We start from the raw sequence: 18789 nt of genomic DNA on the forward strand, positions 1-18789 counted from the left end.
GTCACGCGTTTTATTATGTCTCCCGCCCGTCGTCTTCGTATGACGGTCTACGAGAGCGACCTCCCCGGCGTGGGAAAGAAGTACGAGATCGAACTCGAGGACGGGGAGCGGCTCGTCGTCGTCACGCACAACACGGGCAAGCGGGAGGTGTTCCTGAAGCCGGAGGCCGACGCCGACTCCGACAAACTCTTCGAACTGTCGGATCGGCTCGCCCGGACGGTCGGGACGATACTCGAGGGGGCGTACTTCCAGCCCGTCGAGACGGAGCGCGTCGAGACGCTGCTCACCGAGGGGACGTACATCGAGTGGTACAGCGTCGCGTCGGACGGCGAACTCGCCGGCCAGACCATCGGCGACGCCAGGATTCGCGAGGAGACCGGCGTCTCGATCATCGCGATCCAGCGTGACGACGAGGTGATCACGCCGCCGACGCCCGAGACGAGAATCGAGGTCGGGGACACGCTCGTCGTCGTCGGCTCGCGCGAGGACTGCAAAGAGTTCGAAAAACGACTCGGGAGCAGCGACGAACAGTGACCGAACGATGACGACACCGTCGGAGGTGAGACAGAGTGGCTACTGAAACCGCCCTGGTCGACGTCGGCGTCCTCTTCGGGGCCGTCGCGCTCGCCGGCCTCGTGGCGAACCGGATCGATCAGTCGGTCATCCCGTTTTACATCCTCGTCGGCATGGGACTCGGCCCGCACGTCCTCGGACGACTCGACTTCCCCGCGCTCCTCGGGACCGACGCCGTGCCGCACGGATCTTCCCTCGCGCTCGCCGAGACCGACTTCGTCGCTCTCGGAGCCGAACTCGGGATCGTCTTCCTGCTTTTGTTCCTCGGCCTCGAGTTCAACGTCGACCGGCTCCTGGCGGCCAGAGACCGCATCGGGAGAGCCGGCGTCGTCGACCTGGTCGTCAACTTCGGCGTCGGCCTGGTCGTCGGGTACGCGCTCTTTCGGGCGTTCCTGCCCGCCTTCCTCGTCGCGGGCGTCGTCTACATCTCCTCGTCTGCGATCATCACCAAGTCGCTGATCGACCTCGGCTGGATCGCAAACGACGAGGCCAATCCGATGCTCGGCACGCTCGTCTTCGAGGATCTCGTCATCGCCGTCTACCTCTCGATCGCGGCCGCGCTCGTCCTCGGCGGGGGGAGCGTCGGCGAGGCCGCACGGTCGATCGGCCTCGCGATGGCGTTCCTGCTCGGGCTCTCCCTGCTCGTGTACTTCGGCACGGCGCTGTTCCAGCGTAGCCTCGACACCGACTCGAACGAGTTCGTCGTCCTCCGGGCGGTCGGCATCACCGCCCTGATCGCTGGCGGTGCGCTCGCCCTCGGCGTCAGTGAGGCCGTCGCCGCCTTCTTCGTCGGCATGGCGTTCAGCTCGACCGACCACGTCCACGAACTCGAGCGACTGTTAGAGCCCGTTCGGGACACCTTCGCCGCCGTCTTCTTCTTCTGGATCGGGCTGGTCACCGACCCGACGCTGTTCGCCGGCGTGGCGTCGCTCGTCGCGATCGCGGCGCTCGTGACGACGCCGACGAAACTCGCGAGCGGCTACCTCGGCGGGCGTATCTACGACCTCGACGCGCGCCGGTCGACGCGGGTCGCACTCGGCATGGTCACGCGCGGGGAGTTCTCGCTGATCATCGCGAGCATCGCCCTCACCGGCGCCGGCGAGGGCCTTCCGGAAGACGTTGCAAACACGATCTACGCCTTTGCGGTCGGCTACGTCCTGGTAATGAGTATCCTCGGGACCTCGCTCATGCAGTACTCGAGTCCGATCGAGTCGCGCGTCGTCCCGTGGCTCGAGTCGGACGGGACGGTCTAACGCGCAGAACAGACATCTTCAAATCCTCTCGGCCGTATGCGTAGACACATGCCACGGGCGGTCGTCTTCGACCTCGATTACACCCTGGCGGTCCCCGACCGGGACCGCGAAACGATCCTCGCCGAGGCGGCGCGGACGGCCGGTGCACCGCCGCTCTCGCGCGAGGCCTACCTCGAGGCACACCGGCACAACCTCACCCGCGAGACCCGCCGCCCGATCTTCGCCGACCTGCTCGAGGACTGCGACGCGGACGTCGACCCCGGTGCGGTCGCCGCGGCCTACCGGGAGACGATCGCCGACGCGCTCGCGCCCGTTCCCGGCGTCGAGGCGATGCTCGAGGACCTCGGACGCGAGTACCGCGTCGGCCTGCTGACGAACGGCCCCGTCCGCGCCCAGCGGGACAAACTCGAGACGCTCGGCTGGGAGGAGACGTTCGACGCCGCCGTCGTGACCGGCGAACTCGAGGCCGGCAAGCCCGACCGACGGGCGTTCGAGGCGGTGCTCGACGAACTCGAGGTCGCCCCCGGGGACGCGGTGTACGTCGGCGACGAGGTCGAAGCCGACGTCTATGGCGCGACCAACGCCGACATGCACGCCGTCCAGGTGTTACTCGAGGACGGCCCCGCTCCAGACCCGCGGGCGGTCGCACACGTCGACCAGCCTGCCGTTCCCGAGGAAGTGCCGGCGGTCGTCGCCAGGCTCGAATGAGACGACAGGGCGACGGGACGAGCTATCTTCTTACAGCGAGAGAATCCCGGCGTTTACGCCGGGCGTGAATCGCGTCACTCAACTACGCGAACCACCGCTCGACAGCAGACCGGATATTCCACGTTAACCCAAACCATTAAGTAAATTTCTCTACATGGGCTATGTATGGCGATTGAGGTCACGCGCACCTACGTTGGTTCCATCCAGAACCACCAGCAGGTCAGCGATGGCCTCGATTCGCTCGGCGACTCCGCCTCGAAGATCTGGAACGTCGCACGCTGGACAGCTGATCGTCTCTGGGAGGTAACCGGCGAAATCCCCGATGACGGAACGCTGAAAGCGTACATGAAGAACCAACCCTGCTGGAAAGACCTGAACGCACAATCCAGTCAGAAAGTCACCGAAGAACTTTCTGACGCTTTTCAGTCGTGGTTCGACCTGCGACACAAGGACGACGAGGCGAATCCGCCCGGCTACCGCAAACATGGCGACACACGCCCCAGGAGTACGGTCACGTTCAAGGCAGACGGGTTCAAACACGATCCAGAGAACAACCGCGTCCGCCTCTCGAAAGGCTCGAACCTGAAAGAGAACTGGTCGGACTTCATCCTCTGCGAGTACCTGACACGCCCAGACGTTGACCTCACAGAAGTCAACAGCGTGCAGAACGTTCGAGCCGTCTGGAACGGCGACGAGTGGGAACTGCACTTCGTCTGCAAAGTCGAACTCGAAACCAACGACTCATCAGGAGATGGCGTGGCAGGGATCGACCTCGGCATCAAGAACATCGCCACGGTCGCGTTCCCCGACGAGTACGTCCTGTACCCAGGCAACTCGCTCAAACAGGACAAGCACTACTTCAAACGTGCCGAGTACGACACCGAAGGGGAGAACGGCCCCTCGGAGAAGTCGAGGTGGGCACGCCGGAAACTCGCTGACCGAGAGACACACTTCTACCACGTTCTCACGGACACCATCATCACGGAGTGTGTCGAACGCGGTGTTGGAACACTCGCGGTGAGTTGGCCCGAAGACGTGCGAGAGTCCGACTGGGGCAAGACCGGTAACAAGAAGTTGCACTCGTGGGCGTTTGACCGTATCTACCAGTACCTCGAATACAAGGGCGAGATTCGTGGTGTCGAGGTGCTGAAAGAGAACGAGTGGGAGACGTCGAAGACCTGCTCACGGTGTGGAGACGACACGAAATCAAACCGGGTCGAACGTGGGCTGTACGTCTGCTCGTCGTGCGAGTTGGTCGGGAACGCGGATTGTAACGGGGCGGAGAATATGCGTCAGAAGATAACTCCGAGTCCTCACGGTGAGGATAGGAGTAACGGCTGTGTGGCACAGCCATCGGTACACCTGTTCGACCGCGAGAGCGGGACGTTCAAAACGAGAGAACAGGCCGTATCGTAGACCAGCAAATATCCCAACCTGCGGTACGGGAAGCCTCGCCGTCGTCGGGCGTAGCCCGACTGCCTGAGGGATCTTCGATCCCTCTCCGTTTACGGCGAGGAGGATGTCACTTCCAGATCAGTCCCGTAACCGAGCCACTCAACACGAGGTCGGCGTCGTTTCGACAGGCGATCGACACCGCGAGTTCGTAGCGATCGTCGCGTTCCGCGACGTCCTCGGTGGTCCACGTGCAGGTGATCGACTCGCCCGTGTAGACCGGCCGGTGGAACGTAAACTCCATCGTGTGGGCCAGCACCTCGAGGTCGCCGCCGATGGCGGTCGGCAGCGTCGCCGTCAGCAGTCCGTGAACCACGAGTCGACCGTCCTCGTCGGGCTCGACGTGCTGGGGCTGTGTATCTCCGGAGAGTTCTGCGAACCGGCGTACGTCCTCGGTCGTAAATGTCCGCTCGACCGTGTGAACGTCTCCTTCTCGGGGAACATCCATCGTAGCGTACTCGAGGGAGACAGACGGCGGCGGGTCACGTAAAAATACGGGCCGGGGACGAGTCGCCGAGGCCGCGCCGGCTCACAGCCGGCAGCCTCGAGACGTCCCCGATCGTCGCGTCGTCGCCGCTCGCAGCTACTCGTCGTCTCCGTCGGTTCCAGCCGCCCGACTCGCGGCCTCGAGGACGCTCGTCGCTCGCTTTACCTCCGCACCGCTCTCGACGAACAAAAGCGTCTTCGGCGGCGTCGTCGCCTTCGGTCGCACCCGGAGGTCGGCGTCTTCGGCGGCCTCGAGCGTCGCGTCGCGACCCGCCTCGAGCTCGAGGTGAGCCCTGTCTTCGTGGACGAACGCGCGTGCGAAGCGGTCGCCGTCTCGCTCGACGTCGTACGCGCGAGTGCCGTCGACCGTCGGTTCGACGTCGCGGTCGGCGTTGGTCACGGCAAAGTGGGCCAGTTCGCCGTCCTCGCGCCCGTCGATCTCCGAGGCGAGCAGTTCGGCGATGCGTCGACCGTCCGTGATCCGATCTTCGACCATACCCGTCCCTCCGTCGCCCGTCGTTAATCGTCTTCGGTCAGCGCCGACCGCGCGACGGGAACGAGTTCCGAGACGTCGAGTCCCTGTCGGCGAGCGTAGACGACCGCTGCGACCTCGATTGTGACGCCGAGGTCGCCCTGCAACGCGTTGATCGCGCCGACGGCCTCGTGTTTCTCGAGGCCCTCCGCCACGAGCGCGTCGAGCACCTGCTCGAACGCCGATCGCTCGCGCAGCAGGTCTTCGTCAGGGGTGAACTCCTCGGGGACCGTCACCGCCGCGGGGTCGAATGCAGCGCGGAGTTCGGCACCGTCTCGCTCTACGAGTTCCCGTTCGGTCGCGACGTCGATCAGTCGCTTCGACTGGTCGGGCGAGAACCAGTCTCTGTCCAGCGAGAGCGCGACGACGAACTCGTTCTCTCGAAGCGTTCGAGTGCCGTTCTGTTTGAACGGCGCTGCGACGGCGACGCGGAGGCTCATCGCCACGGAATCTGCGAGCCGTCGGGTTAACGCTGGCGATTTACTGGATCGAACGATCGAACGACAGCCAGCAGACGCTAGTCGGAGGCGTGGCTACCGCTGCCGTTACGGTTCGCTCGCGACGGCGGCGGAAACTCCGCTGCCGTGGGTTCCGGACACTCCGGGAGGACACACCGGTCGAGTTCGTCGTTGACGTGTGCGTACTGATCGGGTGCGTTCGCGAGGGGGTGTGCGGGGTTCTGGTCGCTGTCGATGCGCGCGACGCGAAGTTCCTCGAAGCCGTTGACTCGAGCGCGGATGCCACGCCAGTGGTTCGTGCTGGCCGGCGGGATCGAGAACGGGCGCGGCGGCTTTCGATCCGGATGGCCGGCGGCGAGGACGGCGTTGTTGACGTTGCTGGCGAGATCGTCGTGGTCGACGAGGACGCCGACACGGGCGTCGGGCGGGGCACGAGCCGCGAGAACGTCGAGCCCGAGGTGCAACGCCCGGTACTCGGCGACGTTGTTGTCCGGCGGCGTGTCGGTCGTCGCGACGCGAGCGACGCGAGTCCCGTCGCGCGTTTCGATCACGGCACCCAGTCCCCCACCAGACTCGCGGAAAGACCCGTCGGTGGCGACGTAGAAGTCACGGTGATGGGTGCGAGGGGGGTGGGCGATGTGGGGCGTCGGCGACTCGTCGAACAGATCCCGCAGTGCGGGGCGGCCGTGAGCGGCCATAATCGGCTGTAAGCCACAGGGCTACTTAACTGTACTGTCTACGGTAACGTCTCGCATGACACAGTTATACGGGGAAACAGGCGCAATACCACGCCGTTCACGGCGTGGGTACGCGCCGTCACTTGTGGTAACGGACCACCGTTCAAATGCTTCTCCGAGTTTGCCACGATGACGTTTAAGTGACAGGCGACCCCCTTAGTAGGCAGGAATCGGTCGGAACGGAGCGGATTCCGAACCGTCCTACGGAGGCGGCCTGTCCGCCCACGTAACGAGGCAATATCCGAAAAGGGCAGCCGGTGAACGCATATTCCAGAAGAGTGTGTCCGTGCCGACTGCTCAAAGCGAGCACCACGATACCTCCGACTCTGCTGACGCCTGCTGGCGTCCCCGTGGCAAAAACAACACCGGGACGCCGTACACGGTCGAGGATAGGAGTAACGGCGGTTTGGCACCGCCAGCAGTCCACCAGTCCAAGAGTGTGGGACTACCCGTACCCAAAAGGGCTGGTAGTCCGCCGATTGGACTGCAAACCTGAAACTCCCACCGCTCGGGATTCCTCCGCGTGAACGCGGAGGAGGATGTCAAACACTGGCAGCCACCGTCGACGACCACGCCATTTCGAAGCGAAACAGATAGGAGCGAGAACGAGAGACACCGATTGTGAGCCGCTATCGAAGCTTCGTCCTCTTTCTGGTGCTCGCTGCAGTCTGGGGAACGGCCTTCGTCGCCATCAGCGCCGGACTCGAGTACTTTCCGCCGGTCCTGTTCGCCGCCTTGCGCTACGACGTCGCGGGCGTCCTGATGCTCGGGTACGCGGCCTACGCGGTCGACGACCCGATCCCACGAGGGCGCGACCAGTGGGCGACGGTCGCCGCCGGTGCGGTCCTGATGATCGCCGCCTATCACGCGTTCCTGTTCGTCGGCCAACAGCACACGACGGCGGCCGCAGCCGCCGTGCTGGTGAGCCTCTCGCCGGTGCTGACGACCGGCTTCGCCCGGGCGCTCGTGCCGTCGGACGCGCTGTCGTCGGTAGGCGTCGTCGGCGTCCTGATCGGACTCGTCGGCGTCGCCATCATCGCTCGTCCCGACCCGTCGAACCTGCTCGCTACCGACGTGGTCGCGAAACTGCTCGTCTTCCTCGCCGCAGCGTCGTTCGCGCTCGGGAGCGTCCTCACCCGGCGCATCGACGCCACCTTGCCGATCGAGACGATGGAAGCCTGGTCGATGGTCGGCGGCGCCGTCGTGATGCACGTCGTGAGCCTCGCCCTCCGCGAACCGGTCGACCTCGAGGCGTTTACCCAGCCCGAAGCGCTCGGCGCGCTCGCGTACCTCGCACTCGTCGCCAGCGCGCTCGGCTTCCTGCTTTATTTCGACCTGCTCGAGCGCCTCGGTGCCGTCGAGATCAACATGGTCTCGTACGTCGCGCCGATCTTCGCCGCCGTCTTCGGCTGGCTCTACCTCGGAGAGGTCGTCGACGTCGCGACCGCGGCCGGCTTCGTCGTCATCGCCGTCGGTTTCGTGCTCGTCAAACGTCGGGCGCTGCGAGAGGAGTTCAGCCACGTCCGACGGCTACGCTCGGGAGGGTAGCGTTACTTTTTATCTCGAATCAAATTACTTCGAATTTCGTAGTTAGAGGCGGACGCACAGAACGGAGGGCCGATCAGCGGCGGTAGGAGTGGCCGACGTAGAGCGCGACGAGATTCAACGCGAGGAGTCCGACGAACGTGAACGTCTCGGCAGCGTTCGACAGTCCCGTCGCGAGCAACGGGACGTGCAAGAACGGTAGTACGATCGCTGTCCAGAAACTCGTCATTCGAACTGGTTTCGCAAGCGCTGGAGAGACGCGCTCGAGTCTGCCCTGGTCGGACTGCTTCGGGTCAGACGATGCCTCGCGAACCGAGGACGTGGGGCGGTCGTGCGTGGTTGGGGAACCCGGCATTGGAACACCTGGAGACATATCACATTTTCCTAATACTGTCACATATATGCCCCCGAGCGTTTCGAGAGGTTGTAGCCGATTCACGCGAATACACGGCGGTTAACGTGTTCCAAAGACAGTTCGAGATCGAACGAAACGATTTATAACCGTCCCTCCACTCTCTACAGGATCAATGTGAGTGAATGACACGCAATACCACGTTGAATCAAACGATCGCGACGTTATGACGGTGGTAACCGATCTGAGAGGTTCGTCACCGTGATTATCACCGGGAGAAGACGGTGCCTGCCGACGGAACGCCGGCTCTGAGAGGACATCGAACCGATGGCAGAACACTCGAGTCGTGACGAGACGCGAAAACGGCGGCCGACTACTGGAAGCCGATCCGGCTGCCTCGGCGGCCAGCGCCGGGTTCGACCGTACTCGTGCCGCCTTTGAACTCCTCTTTCATCCGCTCGTAGTAGTCTAAGATGTCGTCGGTGATCGTCGGGCGGACGTTCTCCAGGGCCGCTCGGAAGTGGCGCATCTCGACGACGTCGGCGTCGTCGTCTTCGCGCAGGGCCTCGATGGCTGCCTCGCGGGCGATCGACTCGAGGTCGGAGCCGACGTAGCCTTCGGTGATCTCGGCGATCTCTCGCAGGCTGACGTCGGCGGCAAGCGGCGTATCGTCGGTGTGGATCTCGAGGATGCGCTCGCGACCCTCGGTGTCGGGTTCGCCGATCATCACGAGGCGGTCGAACCGACCCGAGCGCAGCAGTGCGGGATCGATCATATCAGGCCGGTTGGTCGCGCCGATGACCATCACGTTCTCCATCTCCTCTAAGCCGTCCAGTTCCGTCAGCAGCTGGTTGACAACCCGTTCGCTCACGTTGGAGCCGACGTCACCGCCCCGGCCCGGTGCCAGCGAGTCGAGCTCGTCGAAGAAGATCACCGTCGGGGAGACCTGCCGGGCCTTCCGGAAGGTCTGGCGGATCGCCTTCTCCGACTCACCGACCCACTTGCTGAGCAGTTGCGGACCGCGCACGGAGATGAAGTTGGCGTTGGTCTCGTTGGCGACCGCTTTGGCCATCAGCGTCTTGCCCGTCCCCGGCGGGCCGTACAGCAAGACGCCGGCCGGCGGGTCGATCCCCATCCGGTCGAATTTCTCCGGTGACGACAGCGGCCACTCGACGCTCTCCTGGACCTGTTCTTTGGCCTCGTGGAGGCCGCCGACGTCGTCCCACGAGATCTTCGGGAGTTCGACGAGGACCTCCCGCATCGCGCTCGGTTCGACCTCGTTTAACGCGCCGCGGAAGTCCTCGCGTTTGACGATCATCCGATCGATGAGACTCGGCGGGATGTCCTCCTCGTCCAGGTCGATCTCGGGGAGGTACCGCCGCAGGGCCTTCATCGCCGCCTCCTTCGTCAGCGACTCGATGTCCGCGCCGACGAAGCCGTGGGTCTCGTCGGCCAGGTGCGAGAGGTTGACGTCGTCGGACAGCGGCATCCCGCGGGTGTGGATCTGGAGGATCTCCTCGCGGCCCGTCTCGTCGGGGACGCCGATCTCGATCTCGCGGTCGAACCGACCCGGCCGGCGCAGGGCGGGGTCGACGCTATCGACGCGGTTGGTCGCCGCGATGACGATGACCTGGCCCCTGGCCTCCAGGCCATCCATCATCGTCAACAGCTGGGCGACGACCCGGCGTTCGACCTCGCCGGTGACGTCCTCGCGTTTGGGCGCGATCGAGTCGAGTTCGTCGATGAAGATGATCGCAGGTGACTCCTCGCTCGCGTCCTCGAAGATCTCCCGGAGTTGCTGTTCGGACTCGCCGTAGTACTTCGAGATGATCTCGGGGCCGGCGATAGAGAAGAAACTCGCGGAGGTCTCGTTGGCGACTGCTTTCGCCAGTAAGGTCTTGCCCGTCCCGGGCGGGCCGTGCAGGAGGACGCCCTGTGGCGGCTCGATGCCCAGTTTCTTGAAGATCTGGGGGTGTTTCATCGGGAGTTCGACCATCTCCCGGACCCGCTGGATCTCACCCTGGAGCCCGCCGATGTCTTCGTAGGTAATCCCCCCGCCAGTCTTCTCGAAGCCGCTGATCGGCTCCTCGCGGAGTTCGACGTCGGTGTCCTCGGTGATGAGGACGACGCCTTCGGGATCGGTCTCGACGGCGATCAGCGGGATGGCCTGGCCCGGGGATCGCATGAACGGGTGATTCGTCGAGGACATGACGGGGACGATGTCGCGACCGACGACGGGCCGTTTGAGGATCTGGCGTTTGACCATCCCGGCAGCGTCGGAGCCAAACTGCACCGACGCCTCCTCTGGCGGAGCGAGGACGAGCTTGTTGGCTTTCGTCGCCTCCGCTTTCCGGATAGTGACGCGTTCTCCGATGCCGACGTCGGCGTTCTGACGGGTGAAGCCGTCGATGCGGACCGTATCGGTGTTCCAGTCCTGCCGGTCGGCCCGCCACACCTTCGCGGCGGTGGTATCGGCCCCTTCGATCTCGATGATATCGCCCGGACTGAGCTTCAAATGCAGGAGCGTGTCCGGGTCGAGTCGGGCGATTCCACGACCCGAATCGTTCGGGTACGCCTTCGCGACCTCCAGTTGGACTTCATTCATGATTGCAAAGTGGCGACGATGTTCGTGACTCCGACTCGGGGTCGGATAGGTTTTTTGCTCGGGTTGAGTTTTAGTCCCGTGCTAGTCACTGTCACATAGAGGTCAGGGACGGAAGTACATAGAAGTACCGACCCCGGCCGATGTCGGTGTGTTTTCGCTGGACAGAGGTGGGTTTTTGGCACTGCTTACCCCAGTGGAACCATGCGACTACTGGCGTTCGACGGACGGATGGGGGCGAGTGGCGACATGATCCTCGCCGCGTTGCTCGCGGCCGGCGGCGATCCCAACGCACTCGAGCCGGTCGAAGATGCACTGGACCTCGAGTACCGGATCGGGACGACGACCAAGTGCGGGATCACGTCGACGACCGTCGACGTCCTGCTGACCGACGAGGAGAGCGGCGATGACGAGCACGCACACGGCGAGAGACACCACGAGCGCCAGCACGGTGACGATGGCGGTCACGCACACCACCATCACGGCGGCGATCACGACCATCACCATCACGACGAAGCCGGCGACGAGCACGACGGGGACCACCATCACCACCACGACCACGGCGACGACGAGCACGACCACGTCCACGCCGAAGGGCATGGCCCCCACCGCAGCTATCGCGAGGTCGTCGACATCGTCGCCGGAATGGACCTCCCCGCGTCGGTCGAACGCGACGCCCTCGCGATCTTCGAACTGCTCGGCGAGGCCGAAGCCAGCGTCCACGGCACCGACCTCGAGGAGACCCACTTCCACGAGGTCGGCGCGGACGACGCCATCGCGGACGTCGTCGGCGCGGCGCTGTTGCTCGAGGACCTCGAACCCGAGCGCGTCGTGACGACGCCGCTGTCGACCGGCGGCGGCACGGCGACGATGAGCCACGGCGAGTACCCCGTCCCGACGCCGGCGGTCGTCGAGATCGCCGAACGCGCGGACTGGTCGCTCCAGGGCGGCCCCGTCGAGGCCGAACTGCTCACACCCACGGGCGCGGCGATCCTCGGGCACGTCGCCGACGGCGTCGACTCCCTGCCCGCGATCGACCTCGAGTCGTCGGGCTACGGCGCGGGCGGCTACGACCTCGATCCGCACCCGAACGTCCTCCGGGCGCTCGTCGGCGAGGCCGAAGGCGAGCTGATCCGCGACGAGATCACCGTCCTCGAGACGAACGTCGACGACGCGACCCCGGAGGTGCTGGGCGGCCTGCAAGAATCTCTCGCGGGCGCGGGCGCACGAGACGTCTCGATCCTCCCGGCGACGATGAAGAAGTCCCGCCCCGGCCACCTCGTGAAGGTGATCTGCAAACCCGAAGACAGCGAGCGCGTCGCCCGGAGACTCGCCGAAGAGACGGGCACTCTGGGCGTTCGCGATACCGGCGTGACCTCCCGCTGGATCGCCGACCGGGCGTTCGAGACGGTCGACCTCGAGGTCGACGGCGAGACCCACGAGGTGACGGTGAAAGTGGCGAGTGACGCCGACGGCACGATATACGACGTGAGCGCAGAGTACGACGACGCGGCAGCCGTCGCACGAGAGACCGGATTGCCGACTCGAGTCGTAGCGGAGCGAGCAGAGGCGACCGTCCGTTCCGATCGTACGGCGGAGTGATTCCTCGAGGTCTGCTCGAGGCAGACGATCGGTGACTCGAGTACGACCCTGTCGGCTGTTACGTGGCCGCTGCTCGAGACGGCACTCCTCGCGTCGCGTGACGACCGGTCGGCTATCGGCGTCGTTCCGTCGACTCGAGGCCGATACCAAATAAAAAGAGGTGTTCCAATTGGTCGGGAAGCGACCGTCTCAGCCGAAGATGAGCGTGGTCAGGTCGCCGGCCGTGGACGTCGCGTCGGCGTTCTGCTCGTTGACGTTCGAGGCGTCAGCGTTCTGCTCGATCGTCTGGTCGAGCGTCTGGTCGCCGGTGGTGCCGTCGCCGTCGCCGTCGCCATCTCCGTCGCCGTCAGCGGACGTATCACCCGGGAACGTACACTCGTCAGTGCCTGCTTTGACTATAACCTCCGAGATTGGCTCTTCAGACGTCCAACTGGCCTGATTCGGTTCGTTCGGTTCTTTGAATTGGACGTCGGTAATCGTAACGCCCATATCGTCGCCACCTTCTGGAACGAACTCGTTCCCGTTCCACTCGAATTTCACGAGGAGGTCGCCATCCGTATCGTAGAACTGGATGTTGCTAATCGCCGCGCCGTCAGGGTAGTCACAGTTTAGGACCGTTCCCTCGAACGGCGCTCCGTTGCCGTTATCGCCGTTATCGCCATCCACGAGATCGCCGAATGCGTTCTGGACACCGATTTGATTCGCGTTCTGTTCGATCGTGTTCGCCTGCGTTACCTCCTGGGACTGCGAGACGCCAGCCGCTGACGACCGCTTGTCGCCGTCGCCAGTCTTGTGCTTGTCGCCACCTGCGGCAGCTGTGCCGGCGAAACCTGCGAACACCATGCTGCCGACGAGCGCGAGCGTCAGTAGCACTGTGATTGACCTTTTCATAGTTCTTGTTTGTCCGGGTGAACGCACACGCACTCGGCAGGTGATTCGATGGAACGCGGATCGGCGAAGATCACCGCGCGTAATTTGCCGATCGTGTCTCTGCACCCTGCGTCGCGTGCGCGTTTCCCGGTCGAAATCGACCGTAGCAGGCCATATGAAGGCTGAACACCGTTCAAACTGATATCCACTAACTATATTATTCAATCCCTATTACCATCCGAAATTACAGACGTTCGATAGTTTCATACTGTTCAGTTACTGGAATTATACGGTCTCTGTCGGCGTATTGATTCGGGAATTGTCCCAGATTACAGACATTCAATCGCTTCTGTGGATTATATCACTGTAATTATAACATCTCTGTCAGCGTATAGACCGTTGCTACACGCGTCTCACGTCGAGTCGGTGAGAGACGAACCGAACGGGTGATTCGTCGTCGACGCAGTAGCCGTGTCAGTCATTACCTCAAGGCGGACACATCACACCACGTCAACGAGTGCCTTCCGACTCGAGGGGCTGGCTACACCGCTCGAGGACGGTCCGACGACGCCACTCGACGGCGTCTCGAGGTAACGTCGATTGGCGAGTCAAGCTATCAATTCGTGTTACTCAGCGATAGTTCGGGGACCGATCAGACGGCAAAAAATAAAATCGCTAATCGATCGGGGAAATCGGTTCAGCCGAGGTTGACAGCCGTCGCGGTGCCGGTCTGGCTGTTCCTGTTCGACGCATCGGCGTTCTGGGTGACGTTCTGGTTCACCGTCTGGTCACCAGTGGTGCCGATTTCGAGGTTAAATCCGTCGCCATCGTTCGGATCCAGGAGACTCGAGGTCCCCGCAGCAGAAGTTTGGCCGTTGTTGTTGTCATCCTCACTTATATCGACGTCGACCTCGAGTCCAGTGGATTCCTGCTCGGCATCCTGGTCAGCGTTCTGTACGACGATGTTCCCCTGTTTCACGTCCTGATCCTGATCGACGGTTGCAACTGCGTGGTCGCCATCCGATGTATCTCCGTCAGCGCCTGCAGCCGCCGTTCCGGCGAAGCCAACAAGCAGCAGGCTTCCGACGACTACGAGCGTCAGTACTGTGTGTCGTTTCATGGTTTTTGGTTGTCCGGGTGGACGCGCACGTGCGGTCGGACGGGACACGGTTCGTCGCGGATGGCTGCCGCTGGTCGTCTTCATCCGCGATTCACCCGCCGTTCGTGGCGCGTCTCCCGGTCGAGGCTCTCACCGGTGGTTCATATGAACCCAAACCACGGTTTCAGCCGATATCTCGAGTTTGACCGCACTGTTTCGACTGATATTCGAAATTACAGACAATCGGTCGATCGTGACCACCATACCAAAACTGGGTTGAGATTACGACAACGATGGACGACCGAATCTCGATTTTACGGGCGGTCTATGGCCTCGCTACCCGAAACACGCACTCCTATCCAACTCCTACTTTCCCCTACGCAACAGTTACTCGAGTGAACTAACAGCTACTCGCGATTGTGCCGTCACCGAGGGAGTCACATCGAGATGACTGTTGTGGACGCTCTCGGTCCATTTAGACCACGCTATCGCTATCGTGGGCCTATCGGCGGCCGTCGATCACCGAGGACATCGGGGAACGGCCCGAATCTGGGCCCGTAAGGGAGTGACTTCGGTGCTGGTAGCCTCCTTCTTCTCTACGACAACGTACAGATAACAAAGTCATTCATCCGGATACGATGGTTCGCAGTGCACAGACCTAGAAACAAAAGACCCTCACAGGGCATTTCAAAGAAATCGGAACACACAGAATGACAGCACGGTCACGGATTACGACAGTTCTCGTCGTCGCGATGCTCGTCGTCTCGATGGTCGCGGCCGCGCCGGCGGCCGGGGTCGAAGAGGACCAAGAGCAGCCAAGCGAGGGCGACCTCGAGGTGACCGAAGACCAGGTCAGAAGTCCCGTCCAGGCACTCGAGGACGGCGAAGATCTCTATCTGGTCTTTGGCGCGGACCTCAACGGGACGTCCATCGAAGAGTACGTAGAAGCGCACGCGTCTAGTGACGGAATCGTCGCGACCTCGTCGTCGCAGGAGAACGTCAACCGGCAAGAGGGCGAGGCATCGTCGGCAGGGGCCAGCGCGGACGTCGTCCAGTACCAGGACGTCCAGCAGGTCAACATCAACGTCCAGGACAACGCGACTGCCATCTCCATCGACGGCGGAGAGGCGGAGGCGATTCAGGAGGCGACACAGTCGAACGTCAACCAGCAGACCGGTGAAGCGTCGGCAGCGAACGTCGCGCTCGACCCACAGGAGTTCAACTTCGAGAACGTCGGCAACGTCTACCTCGTCATGGGTGAAGGCAGCGCGCCGACGTTCGACGGCTGGGTCGTCGCCGACAAGAAAGGGAAGGCGGTTTCCCAGAAAGCCTGGGCATCCGTCGCACAGGGCCAGGACGCCGGCCAGCTGAACTACAACGAACAGAGCGTGTCGCTCGCGATCGCCGAGAACGGCAGTAACGCGACCACCTTCCAGCAGACGACGCAGTACAACGAGAACCGCCAGGAAGGTGCTGCGAACGCGTCCAACGTGTACGCGGGCTACGCCAAAGCCAGCGATCAGGTGTCCGCCGACGCCGCGTCCGGCGTCTACCAGGACCAGGACGTCGAGCAGACCAACATCAACGAACAGAGCTACGCGGTCGCCATCGCGATCGGTGAGAACAGCACGGCAACGGCCGTCCAGCTCACCGAGCAGACCAACGTCAACCTACAGTACGGCACCGCGCAAGCGGTGAACGTGCTGAGCGCGATGGCCGGCATGAACACGGCGACTGCCGGCGGTGACGGCGGCAGCCCGGTTACGACGTTCGGCGAAGAGAAAGACGGTGGAAACGACGAGAAGAAACAAAAGAAGAAAGAGAAGGGCCACGACGTCGATGGCGGTGAACAGGTGGCCGAGGCGCGGGTCACCCAGTACCAGAACGCCACGCAGGTCAACGTCAACCTTCAGAATAGCGCTATCGCGATCGCGACGAACGGAAGCGACGCGACTGCTGTTCAGATCTCCTACCAGGAGAATATCAACACGCAGATCGGCTACTCCGAGGCGGTCAACGCCTACCTGGGTGGCGGCTACGCCCAGGAGGGTCTCGTCTACTCTGACCAGACGGCGGTCACGATCGACGGGAACGATGGAACTGGCGACCAGCTCGTGTCCTTCGACTACGACACGAATAGCGAACAGACCCAGGAAGTCGATCAGAGCGTGTCTGCAGTCGTCGAGCAGGTCCAGTTCATCAGACAACAGAACCTGAACGAACAGAGCGCCGCGATCGCGGTCGCCGACGACGGCGGTAACGCTGGCGCAGCGCAAGTGAGCATGCAGGCGAACGAGAACGTCCAGTTCGCCTCCGCCCAGGCGGCGAACTTCCAGGTCTGCTAGCACCGATTTCGTCGCACACCCTCGAGATTCGAGGGCGTGACTGCGAAGATTTCTTTCGATACGTCACACACGAGGAGCGGAAGCTGTCGCGACTCTCGGAAGCAGTGACGACGCCTCGAGTCGCCCTTACTGGTTCTCGCCGTCGCCTCGATGTTCCGACAGCGCCTCCTCGATCGTCAACTCGCCCGTCGCGACGCGGCGTGCGAGCACCTCGTCGATCGCCCGGTTGGTCTCGCTTCGCTCGCGGGAGCGATCCTTGATCACCTGCAACTCGCCGGCCGTCGGTTCGACCTCGCGCGTGTCGACGACCTCCCCCTCGAGACGGGCGATGTTGACCGCCGCCAGGACGTCGCCCATCCCGCGCGTGCCGGTACCGAGGTAGGGCGTGGTGCCGGTTTCGTCGACGACTTCGACCCGGACGTCCTCGAGGTCGTTGACCAGTTGCGAACCCTGGAGGCGCGCGCCGTCGCCGATCCTGACGACGGGGTCGGGCGCGTCCGCGACCTCGCGTTCGATCACGTCGACGGCGTCGGCGAGTGGCACCTGGAACGCCGCGACGACGACGTCGCCGGCCAGCACGGCGATACCCGGTTTCCGTCCGGGGTCGACGCCGACGACGGTTCGACCGCCAGTACCCCGGAGTGCGGCCAGGGCCCCGTCGACGGCGCGTCTCGGCTCGTCCGGTTCGGCGACGACGGTCGGAACGGTCGCGAACGCGTCGGCGTGGCCCTCGTCGGTGACGACGACGGCTGTCCGGTCGGGAAGGTCGTCGTCGGGTTCGATCGTCGTGAAGGTCACGCCACGGTCGCGAAGCTCGCTGACGACGCCGTGGTAGACCTCGAAATCTTCCGTCGCGACGACGATCACAGTCGAGGCTTCGCGCGCGGAGTGAATAAGCGTGTTCCGTCGGGTCCGGTTCCGGGGCCTTTTTGGCCGCCTGTCGCCCACCGTCGACTGTGAACGACGAGGCGATTTCGACCGGCTGTCCGCCGGTCGACGAGTTGCTCGGCGGCGGGTTCGAACGCGGCACCGTGACGCAACTGTACGGCCCGCCCGCCTCGGGCAAGACGAATCTCGCCCTCAGCGGCGCGATCGAGGCGGCCGCCGCCGGCGGTACGGCCGTCTACATCGACACCGAAGGTGTCTCGGTCGATCGGTTCGAGCAACTGCTCTCGGCGCGGACCGACGACGTCGAAACCGTCGCCTCGCGGATCGTCCTCGAGGACGCACTCGATTTCGAGGAGCAGGCGGAGGCCGTTCGCGACGCCGAGGAGTTCGCCGAGCGGGCGGATTTGATCGTTCTCGACAGTGCGACCGGGTTCTACCGCCTCGAGCGGGCCGCCGACGCGACCGAGGGCGACGCCCTCAGACAGGTCACCCGGCAGATCACGCACCTCCTCTCGCTCGCGCGAAAACACGATCTGGCCGTCGTCGTCACCAACCAGGTGTTCGCCGACCCGGACGCGGATCGGACGCGCCCGCTGGGTGGAAACACGTTAGAACACTGGACCGGTGCCGTCGTCCGGATCGAACGGTTCCGGGGTGGCAACCGGCGGGCGACGCTCGAGAAACACCGCTCGAAACCCGCCGGCGAGTCGGTGCAGTTCCAGATCACGGAGACGGGACTCGTCGGGAGCGGCGACGGTGCCGGCGTCTAGGCGTCACTCGAGAAATCGCGACTGAACGTCACCCGTCGGCATCATGCAGCGATCTTTCTTGCCGAACCACTGGTATCGGTGGTCGGCCACGAAGTCGTACGCCCAGTCACGGATCGGGCGTGGGACGAACCGAAACGGCGAGAGCAGCGCGTACGCGCCGCCGAGATGGCGAGCAATTCGAACGACAGCCGCGGACTTCACGTAGCAATCCTCGCCCTCGATCAGGACGATCGACTCGAGTTCGTCGGTCGGGAGGCCGTACCGCTCGAGCAGTTTCTGGCCGACGTCGGACTGCAGGGACGCGAAGCGAAAGGTTCCGTCCGGATCCCGTGGCACGATGAACTGTACGACGCCCTGACAGAGGTTGCAAACGCCGTCGAAGAGGACGATCGGACCGTCCTCGGTGATCTCCGCGCTCATCGAGTATCAGACGTTCGGACGGTCCGCAGTTGAGCGTTCCGGTCGGACAGGTGTTGGCCAGCAGGTGCAAGGTGAAACGAGCGTTTCAGTCTACAGA

Annotated in this window: 18 protein-coding genes; 8 read left to right on the forward strand and 10 right to left on the reverse strand. The window is 63.6% G+C overall.

All coding sequences use genetic code 11. From position 1 onward, the window contains the following. The first annotated feature begins 39 nt into the window (after positions 1-39). The 4 genes from MU558_RS00555 (at position 40) to MU558_RS00570 (ending at position 3950) form a co-directional block, all read left to right on the forward strand. Complete coding sequence (locus MU558_RS00555) at positions 40-534, forward strand: cation:proton antiporter regulatory subunit (RefSeq protein WP_246970988.1); 495 nt, start codon at positions 40-42, stop codon at positions 532-534. A gap of 35 nt (positions 535-569) precedes the next feature. Then, a complete protein-coding gene (locus tag MU558_RS00560; RefSeq protein ID WP_246970990.1) occupies positions 570-1826 on the forward strand; it encodes a cation:proton antiporter in 1257 nt (418 codons plus the stop codon). Positions 1827-1874: 48 nt separating this feature from the next. Continuing rightward, positions 1875-2534, forward strand: a complete 660-nt coding sequence (locus MU558_RS00565; RefSeq protein ID WP_246970992.1) for an HAD family hydrolase — start codon at positions 1875-1877, stop codon at positions 2532-2534. A 165-nt stretch (positions 2535-2699) separates the two neighbouring features. Beyond that, positions 2700-3950, forward strand: a complete 1251-nt coding sequence (locus tag MU558_RS00570) for an RNA-guided endonuclease InsQ/TnpB family protein (protein ID WP_246970994.1) — start codon at positions 2700-2702, stop codon at positions 3948-3950. A 106-nt stretch (positions 3951-4056) separates the two neighbouring features. Here the strand turns inward: MU558_RS00570 and MU558_RS00575 are convergent, their stop codons facing one another. From MU558_RS00575 to MU558_RS00590, 4 genes are all read right to left on the reverse strand, one after another. After that, positions 4057-4434 carry a MaoC/PaaZ C-terminal domain-containing protein gene (locus MU558_RS00575; protein ID WP_246970996.1) on the reverse strand — a complete coding sequence of 126 codons (378 nt, stop codon included), beginning with the start codon at positions 4432-4434 and terminating at the stop codon, positions 4057-4059. Positions 4435-4569: 135 nt separating this feature from the next. Beyond that, positions 4570-4968: a DUF7993 family protein gene (locus MU558_RS00580; protein ID WP_246970998.1), complete on the reverse strand. Its 399-nt coding sequence runs from the start codon at positions 4966-4968 to the stop codon at positions 4570-4572. Positions 4969-4991: 23 nt separating this feature from the next. Next, entirely contained in the window at positions 4992-5444 is a 453-nt protein-coding gene (locus MU558_RS00585) for a DUF2240 family protein (RefSeq protein WP_246971001.1), read from the reverse strand. A gap of 77 nt (positions 5445-5521) precedes the next feature. Next, complete coding sequence (locus tag MU558_RS00590) at positions 5522-6160, reverse strand: ribonuclease H family protein (protein WP_246971004.1); 639 nt, start codon at positions 6158-6160, stop codon at positions 5522-5524. 660 nt (positions 6161-6820) lie between these two features. On the opposite strand from MU558_RS00590, the gene MU558_RS00595 reads away from it, so the two are divergent. After that, on the forward strand, positions 6821-7747 hold the full coding sequence (locus MU558_RS00595) for a DMT family transporter (protein ID WP_246971007.1): 927 nt from the start codon (positions 6821-6823) through the stop codon (positions 7745-7747). A 73-nt stretch (positions 7748-7820) separates the two neighbouring features. Here MU558_RS00595 and MU558_RS00600 read toward each other — a convergent pair whose 3' ends face one another. Together MU558_RS00600 and MU558_RS00605 are read right to left on the reverse strand one after the other, a co-directional pair. Continuing rightward, positions 7821-8099 carry a DUF8028 family protein gene (locus MU558_RS00600; RefSeq protein WP_246971009.1) on the reverse strand — a complete coding sequence of 93 codons (279 nt, stop codon included), beginning with the start codon at positions 8097-8099 and terminating at the stop codon, positions 7821-7823. Between the two features lie 370 nt (positions 8100-8469). Beyond that, positions 8470-10701, reverse strand: a complete 2232-nt coding sequence (locus MU558_RS00605) for a CDC48 family AAA ATPase (protein ID WP_246971011.1) — start codon at positions 10699-10701, stop codon at positions 8470-8472. 201 nt (positions 10702-10902) lie between these two features. Here MU558_RS00605 and larC point away from each other — a divergent pair, with 201 nt between their 5' ends. Further along, on the forward strand, positions 10903-12300 hold the full coding sequence (gene larC, locus MU558_RS00610) for a nickel pincer cofactor biosynthesis protein LarC (RefSeq protein ID WP_246971013.1): 1398 nt from the start codon (positions 10903-10905) through the stop codon (positions 12298-12300). Positions 12301-12489: 189 nt separating this feature from the next. Here larC and MU558_RS00615 read toward each other — a convergent pair whose 3' ends face one another. Next, positions 12490-13191, reverse strand: coding sequence for a hypothetical protein (locus MU558_RS00615; protein WP_246971016.1), 702 nt, complete (start codon positions 13189-13191; stop codon positions 12490-12492). A 676-nt stretch (positions 13192-13867) separates the two neighbouring features. Then, positions 13868-14290 (reverse strand): hypothetical protein, encoded by a 423-nt coding sequence (locus MU558_RS00620; protein WP_246971018.1) that lies wholly within the window; start codon positions 14288-14290, stop codon positions 13868-13870. 689 nt (positions 14291-14979) lie between these two features. Here MU558_RS00620 and MU558_RS00625 point away from each other — a divergent pair. Continuing rightward, positions 14980-16614: a hypothetical protein gene (locus MU558_RS00625; protein ID WP_246971021.1), complete on the forward strand. Its 1635-nt coding sequence runs from the start codon at positions 14980-14982 to the stop codon at positions 16612-16614. Positions 16615-16740: 126 nt separating this feature from the next. Here the strand turns inward: MU558_RS00625 and MU558_RS00630 are convergent, their stop codons facing one another. Beyond that, a complete protein-coding gene (locus MU558_RS00630; RefSeq protein WP_246971023.1) occupies positions 16741-17481 on the reverse strand; it encodes a hypothetical protein in 741 nt (246 codons plus the stop codon). A gap of 89 nt (positions 17482-17570) precedes the next feature. On the opposite strand from MU558_RS00630, the gene radB reads away from it, so the two are divergent. Next, on the forward strand, positions 17571-18272 hold the full coding sequence (radB, locus tag MU558_RS00635; protein WP_246971025.1) for a DNA repair and recombination protein RadB: 702 nt from the start codon (positions 17571-17573) through the stop codon (positions 18270-18272). A 3-nt stretch (positions 18273-18275) separates the two neighbouring features. Here radB and MU558_RS00640 read toward each other — a convergent pair whose 3' ends face one another. After that, positions 18276-18692 (reverse strand): thiol-disulfide oxidoreductase DCC family protein, encoded by a 417-nt coding sequence (locus MU558_RS00640; protein WP_246971027.1) that lies wholly within the window; start codon positions 18690-18692, stop codon positions 18276-18278. Positions 18693-18789: the final 97 nt, after the last annotated feature.

Source organism: Natribaculum luteum (assembly GCF_023008545.1).
GTDB classification, from domain to species: Archaea; Halobacteriota; Halobacteria; order Halobacteriales; family Natrialbaceae; genus Natribaculum; species Natribaculum luteum.

Excerpts from the sequence above, each read along its gene's own strand:
- MU558_RS00555 (WP_246970988.1), top strand. The coding sequence starts at position 40 with ATGACGGTCTACGAGAGCGACCTCCCCGGCGTGGGAAAGAAGTACGAG.
- MU558_RS00565 (WP_246970992.1), top strand. The coding sequence starts at position 1,875 with ATGCCACGGGCGGTCGTCTTCGACCTCGATTACACCCTGGCGGTCCCC.
- MU558_RS00570 (WP_246970994.1), top strand. The coding sequence starts at position 2,700 with ATGGCGATTGAGGTCACGCGCACCTACGTTGGTTCCATCCAGAACCAC.
- MU558_RS00575 (WP_246970996.1), bottom strand. The coding sequence starts at position 4,434 with ATGGATGTTCCCCGAGAAGGAGACGTTCACACGGTCGAGCGGACATTT.
- MU558_RS00580 (WP_246970998.1), bottom strand. The coding sequence starts at position 4,968 with ATGGTCGAAGATCGGATCACGGACGGTCGACGCATCGCCGAACTGCTC.
- MU558_RS00585 (WP_246971001.1), bottom strand. The coding sequence starts at position 5,444 with ATGAGCCTCCGCGTCGCCGTCGCAGCGCCGTTCAAACAGAACGGCACT.
- MU558_RS00590 (WP_246971004.1), bottom strand. The coding sequence starts at position 6,160 with ATGGCCGCTCACGGCCGCCCCGCACTGCGGGATCTGTTCGACGAGTCG.
- MU558_RS00600 (WP_246971009.1), bottom strand. The coding sequence starts at position 8,099 with ATGCCGGGTTCCCCAACCACGCACGACCGCCCCACGTCCTCGGTTCGC.
- MU558_RS00605 (WP_246971011.1), bottom strand. The coding sequence starts at position 10,701 with ATGAATGAAGTCCAACTGGAGGTCGCGAAGGCGTACCCGAACGATTCG.
- larC (WP_246971013.1), top strand. The coding sequence starts at position 10,903 with ATGCGACTACTGGCGTTCGACGGACGGATGGGGGCGAGTGGCGACATG.
- MU558_RS00615 (WP_246971016.1), bottom strand. The coding sequence starts at position 13,191 with ATGAAAAGGTCAATCACAGTGCTACTGACGCTCGCGCTCGTCGGCAGC.
- MU558_RS00620 (WP_246971018.1), bottom strand. The coding sequence starts at position 14,290 with ATGAAACGACACACAGTACTGACGCTCGTAGTCGTCGGAAGCCTGCTG.
- MU558_RS00625 (WP_246971021.1), top strand. The coding sequence starts at position 14,980 with ATGACAGCACGGTCACGGATTACGACAGTTCTCGTCGTCGCGATGCTC.
- MU558_RS00640 (WP_246971027.1), bottom strand. The coding sequence starts at position 18,692 with ATGAGCGCGGAGATCACCGAGGACGGTCCGATCGTCCTCTTCGACGGC.